Source organism: Bartonella sp. AP258QHHD (assembly GCF_042196145.1).
Taxonomy (GTDB): Bacteria; Pseudomonadota; Alphaproteobacteria; order Rhizobiales; family Rhizobiaceae; genus Bartonella.
Map to the genome: position 1 here is coordinate 44,085 of NZ_JBHIPR010000083.1, position 6,000 is coordinate 50,084.

Below are 6,000 nucleotides of genomic sequence, written 5' to 3' on the forward strand. Positions count from 1 at the left end.
GGGCGCTTAAAAGGGGGTGCTTAAGGGGGTGAGAGGGAAGTCAATTGTGAAGGGGTGGAAATGAGAAATATAAGAGAGTGGGGGGAAAAACGTTTGGCAGATACTCTTACAGAAGAAATTCATTTGGTGCTTGCCTCCGCTTCGCCAAGGCGTTTAGCGCTCTTGGCACAAATAGGGATTGATCCCCAGCAGGTTTATGCAAGCGATATTGATGAAACGCCAAAATTAAAAGAACATCCTGCAAACCTTGCCAAACGTTTGGCAAAAGAAAAAGCACTGAAAGCCCAAAAAATTTTGCGCTGGTACAGTCAGAATGGTCAAGACGAGTTGCAGAATGGTCAAGAAAAATTACCTGGACAGAAAATGATTATCTTGGCGGCTGATACGGTGGTGGCTGTTGGGCGGACCATTTTCCCCAAACCAGAAAGCGAGGATGAGGCTTATGAATGTTTACGATACCTTTCTGGGCGTTCGCATAAGGTCTATGGTGCCATTTGTGCGCTCAATGAACGTGGAAAAATAACCGTAAAATTGGTTGAAAGTCGTGTTCGCTTTAGACGCTTAACCTCTGCCATGATGAAGGCTTACCTTGCTTCAGGAGAATGGCAAGGGAAAGCGGGTGGCTACGCTATCCAAGGAAAAGCAGGGGCTTTTGTTGTCCATATCACGGGTTCTTATTCTAATGTTGTGGGATTGCCTTTGGCTGAAACAGCCGATCTCTTGACCGCTTATCACTATCCACTTTTCACTCACTGGGCTGAACAAACGCATTAGAAAAACTCTAAGGTAAGATCAATGCAAGGTGAAAAGCAACAAAAAGAGAAAAGCAAAAATGAAAAAAAAGCAACAGAAGAAAAGTTAATGAAGAAGCCAATGACAAAGGTGTGCCAAGAACAAAAAGAGCTAAATTTGCAAAAAGAGACCCGTCCTCCGCATCCTTGTCCTATTTGTGGTCAGATGTCACAAAAATCTTCTTATCCTTTTTGTTCCACACGGTGCCGAGCTATTGATCTTAATCGTTGGCTTTCAGGCTCTTATATTTTACCACCCCCACCACAAGTAAGTGATGAAGAAGAATAAAGAGTTCTCTTGAGAAAAGAACGCTAAAGCGTTTTTTGTGTGGAAACTGAAGGGGAGGCGCGCGGGATTATCGTAAATGTATTTAAGAGCTGGATTAACGGCTTGCTTATTATCGTCATTCGCAAAGACGCAGATTAAGTTCAATCAACGATGGAAGTTTTAATACATATCTAAGACTTATCTCCAGAGGTTTTGTTTACCATGGATAATTATAAATTGCTTTGTTGCATGAAGGTCGATGGAGCTTTGTTGCGTGAAAGTTGTTGGTGCCTTTAGGGTGTGAGGAAAAATTGATAGTTCAATCAGTATTGCTAACAAAAAAGAAGGGGTGCGTGTTTTTGTGCAAAGAGACGGGGCAGTAAAAAATCGCTTGTTAGTGCTTTGTTGCGTGAAAGTTGTTGGTGCCTTTAGGGTGTGAGGAAAACTTGATAGTTCAATCAGTATTGCTAACGAAAAAGAAGGGGTGCGTGTTTTGGTGCAAAGAGACGGGGCAGTAAAAAATCGCTTGTTAGTGCTTTGTTGCGTGAAAGTTGTTGGTGCCTTTAGGGTGTGAGGAAAAATTGATAGTTCAATCAGTATTGCTAACGAAAAAGAAGGGGTGCGTGTTTTGGTGCAAAGAGACGGGGTAACAAAAAATAGCTTGTTGGTGCTTTGTTGCGTGAAAGTTGTTGGTGCCTTTAGGGTGTGAGAGAAAAATTGGTCATCTAATCAGTATTGCTAACGAAAAAAGAGGGGCGCGTGTTTTGGTGCAAAGAGACGGGGCAGTAAAAAATCGCTTGTTAGTGCTTTGTTGCGTGAAAGTTGTTGGTGCCTTTAGGGTGTGAGGAAGAAGTGATCATCTAATCAGTATTGCTAACGAAAAAGCAGGGGTGCGTGTTTTGGTGCAAAGAGATTGGGCAAGAAAAAATCGCTTGTTAGTGCTTTGTTGCGTGACAGTTGTTGGCGCCTTTAGGGTGTGAGGAAAAATTGATAGTTCAATCGGTATTGCTAACGAAAAAGAAGGGGCGCGTGTTTTGGTGCAAAGAGACGGGGCAATAAAAAATCGCTTGTTAGTGCTTTGTTGCGTGAAAGTTGTTGGTGCCTTTAGGGTGTGAGGAAAAATTGATAGTTCAATCAGTATTGCTAACGAAAAAGAAGGGGCGCGTGTTTTGGTGCAAAGAGACGGGGCAGTAAAAAATCGCTTGTTGGTGCTTTTGCTGGGTAATGGCGTGGTGTCATTTGGCGGTTGGATTGATTATATCGTGATTTTGACCGTATCTGTGTTCACGTGGAAAGCTGATCAATATGATGTCGCTTTTATTGGAGCGGCAACATTATTACCTGGTATCGTTCTGTCTAAGCCAATTGGAATGTTGGTAAGTCACCGTTCTATGATCTATTGGTTGCGGGCGTCACTGCTGTTACGGGCACTCTGTACTGTCGGTTTATTGATGGCGACGAGTCTGCAAGGATTTATTATACTGGCAGTTATTCGAGCGACATTCAACAGTCTAGCCATGCCTGCAATTTCCGTTCTCAGTGCAAATTCGGTGCCTGAAAACGGACGGACTCGTTACTATTCTGTGCTTAACATGATCAATAGCGCGGCAAAGATGATAGGACCTGCTTTGGGGAGTGCTCTGTCTGTACTTTTATCAGATACCTATACTTTATTGTTTTCTGGATTTTTGACATTGCTAGGCTTTATGGTGTTTTGTTGTCTTGGTGCACAACCTGTCTCGTCGCTCATGATAAAAACAGCGAATACCATAAAATCAAAGCAGAGGCTTTATGGGACAACTTGGTATGCCTATGTGGCGGTGATGTTTGTGTATTTTGCCATGATCTTTATGGTGAATAATCAGTTGCCGGTTATTCTTAGTGCAATGAAAATGAATAAACAGGCTCTTGGGATGCTGGTATCGGCTTCGGCAATCGGTAATTTTCTCTATGGATTTTGGAGTGTGAAACAATCAAAGCATAAACCCCTTACAGGCAAAATATCAGAGTTGTTAATGCCGGCAATGTCAACAATGATTGGTTTTGTCATGATCTCAGTGTGCTTTTTTTACTTTGATTTACTCCGTATTGAGACTTTGTTGCTCTGTTTTTTCCTTATTGGAATGGTTAGCGCTTACTTTTCCATATCTTCTAACGTTTATCTGGTAAGCAATTTCAATGAACAGATTGGATTGGCTTCCGGATGGGTGCAGTCTATACAAAATTTAGCTATGTTGGTGGCGCCCTTTGTTGGAGCGTTTGTTTTAGGTCACACTTCGGCTGGAAAATTGTTCCTTCTTTCTGGATTGAGTGGATTATTCTGTTTATTGGCTATCAGGATATTGCTGAACCGTTCTTTGTTAATTGTTCGATCTCAATGATTGGCTCATCAATAAAACAAATGTTTTAAATCATTTTTCTGAGATTTAGAGGACGTGGAGATAATCCAACATAGAGCAGCTTTTTTGACGTTATAGGTTTAATCTTTGATTTTTACTTAAACGCTCATATGTTTTTTTCGGGGCTTTGCCTTCTTGATACGGTTCCACTGTCTCGTAAACGCAATAGGGGGCATGGTTTTGAGCGACAATGTCATTTTTGTTTAACTCCGCTTTGCTACGAATAGCCAAACTTAAAAAACTCAGCTGCCAATCCTTAATCAGCTTGACTTGAAGCAATAATGGAAACAGAAAACGAGGAGCTATAGTGTGAATTATCTTATATGCCGTAAAATATCATTCTTGGAGGTATGGTGATATCAGGTATGGGAAACTTTAGGCAGGGGGTATGTTGATTGTTGTGCTTTTGCTTAATCAGAAATCAACCACAAGATTGCTTTTTGTTTTTTCGGCTGGAGGTCTCTAAAATTTTTTAAAAGGGTGTGTTCTTTTTCGCTATAGGTTTCTTGATCACGGTGTGGGGTATTTTCTTTTGTTGAGATATCTTCTTTTGTAGCAATGTCTGCATAAAAAAAGCTTATAGGAACTTCCAGTTTTTGGGCGATTTTGAGTAAACATCCTACGCTTACACGATTTAAGCCTTTTTCGTATTTTTGGATTTGTTGGAAACTGACACCTAAATGGCTTCCTAATTCTTTTTGGGAAAGGCTCATTGAAATGCGTCTGTGGCGGATTCTTTTGCCTATCAAAATGTCGATAAAATGTGGATTTTTAGTTGGCACTTCAAGCCCCCCTCCGGTTGCGAGCGCCCTCGCATTGGTATTCCGGGAGGTTGAAAATACTGAGCTCAGTCAGCCTTTTGCTTTTAGTGCTTACCGCACTTGGACATAGCAAAAGCTCCCGGAATTCCGGGATACCCGCAAAGCGGGATAAATTTATGTACTGAGCGTTCGGGTTTTCAACTCCCTATTTGATCGTTGCGTGGACGATCAAAAACACACTTTAAGTGATAAAGTAATTTCAGGAGATTGGCAAGAGAAATGAAAATAATTTCAAAGACTATAAAATTGGGTACTTTTTAAAAAAGTGCGAAATATGGATTATAAATCGCGTTTTTTGCTTAATCAGAAATGTCGATAAAATGTGGATTTTTAGTTGGCACTTCAAGCCCCCCTCCGGTTGCGAGCGCCCTCGCATTGGTATTCCGGGAGGTTGAAAATACTGAGCTCAGTCAGCCTTTTGCTTTTAGTGCTTACCGCACTTGGACATAGCAAAAGCTCCCGGAATTCCGGGATACCCGCAAAGCGGGATAAATTTATGTACTGAGCGTTCGGGTTTTCAACTCCCTATTTGATCGTTGCGTGGACGATCAAAAACACACTTTAAGTGATAAAGTAATTTCAGGAGATTGGCAAGAGAAATGAAAATAATTTCAAAGACTATAAAATTGGGTACTTTTTAAAAAAGTGCGAAATATGGATTATAAATCGCGTTTTTTGCTTAATCAGAAATGTCGATAAAATGTGGATTTTTAGTTGGCACTTCAAGCCCCCCTCCGGTTGCGAGCGCCCTCGCATTGGTATTCCGGGAGTAACAAGTACTGAACCCTAGTCAGCTTTTTGCTTTTAGTGCGGAAACGCACCTGGACATAACAAAAACTCCCGGAATTCTAAGGATATTCGCAAAAGTGGGCTCAATTGTACGTTAGGGTTTAGGGCTTTTAGTTCCCTGTTGATCGCTGCGTAGACGATCAAACTTACGATATTTATTCATAAGGCAGTTTCAGAAGGTTGGCAAGAAAAATGAAAAATTTTCTATTCTGTTATACCGTAAAACGGCGCTATTTGAAGGAGGAGTGAAGAGCTTGAATATTCAGGGTAGGGCTTGATTTGTTGAGCCTGGTGAAGTGCTGTCTTTTTTGGGGGGTGGAGACTGTAAGGTACTAGGCAAAAAGCTGGGTTCGTTTTCAGAACAGTGTTTACAGTGCAGCGCGGGTGGTGATGTGGAAATTTTATTTGGCTGACTTCTGTAATAACGTAAAAGCGTTAAAACGTATATCCGTAAAATGATGCGGGGGATTTGTGCTTTGTGTATACTTTTATTTGGCGTGGAATGTGGTGAGATAAATGGGGGAATGCATTTGTGAGTGGAGAGGGGAAAGCTGGGATGAAAAGGGGTGTTAAGTGCGTTTTCTGGAGAAGAGTATGTGGAGAATATTTGGAGGAAGGGCTTATTTGTCTTGTCTGATGAAACAGCATTTTTTGATATGTGGGATAGCCATATGAAATAATCAGCAGGGGAATCTAATAGACAAGAAAATCAGATTTTTGCAGAGCAGTGTTTACAGAGCAGTGCGTGGGGTGAATCTTTCGTTGGCTGTTTTCTGTAATGATGTAAAAGCGTAAAAATGTGAATCTGTAAAAGTGAAGAGGAGGATTTATGGATTTATGCATTGTGCGTGTTTTGGGGGCACGTTGGGTTTTTGCATGGATGGGGTGAGATAAATGGGGAGAGAACGAGCTTGTGAATCGAGGAGGGAAGC

The 6,000-nt window shown here is 41.4% G+C and carries 4 protein-coding genes; 3 read left to right on the forward strand and 1 reads right to left on the reverse strand.

Annotation, left to right across the window (positions count from 1 at the left end; all coding sequences use genetic code 11):
* Positions 1-60: 60 nt before the first annotated feature.
* From ACFIMM_RS09530 to ACFIMM_RS09540, 3 genes are all read left to right on the forward strand, one after another.
* Complete coding sequence (locus ACFIMM_RS09530) at positions 61-774, forward strand: Maf family nucleotide pyrophosphatase (RefSeq protein ID WP_375611669.1); 714 nt, start codon at positions 61-63, stop codon at positions 772-774.
* Between the two features lie 21 nt (positions 775-795).
* On the forward strand, positions 796-1,080 hold the full coding sequence (gene yacG, locus ACFIMM_RS09535; protein ID WP_375611670.1) for a DNA gyrase inhibitor YacG: 285 nt from the start codon (positions 796-798) through the stop codon (positions 1,078-1,080).
* 1,151 nt (positions 1,081-2,231) lie between these two features.
* Positions 2,232-3,440 carry an MFS transporter gene (locus tag ACFIMM_RS09540; RefSeq protein WP_375682723.1) on the forward strand — a complete coding sequence of 403 codons (1,209 nt, stop codon included), beginning with the start codon at positions 2,232-2,234 and terminating at the stop codon, positions 3,438-3,440.
* A gap of 428 nt (positions 3,441-3,868) precedes the next feature.
* Here ACFIMM_RS09540 and ACFIMM_RS09545 read toward each other — a convergent pair whose 3' ends face one another.
* Positions 3,869-4,240 carry a helix-turn-helix domain-containing protein gene (locus ACFIMM_RS09545; RefSeq protein ID WP_375681374.1) on the reverse strand — a complete coding sequence of 124 codons (372 nt, stop codon included), beginning with the start codon at positions 4,238-4,240 and terminating at the stop codon, positions 3,869-3,871.
* Between the last annotated feature and the right edge of the window lie 1,760 nt (positions 4,241-6,000).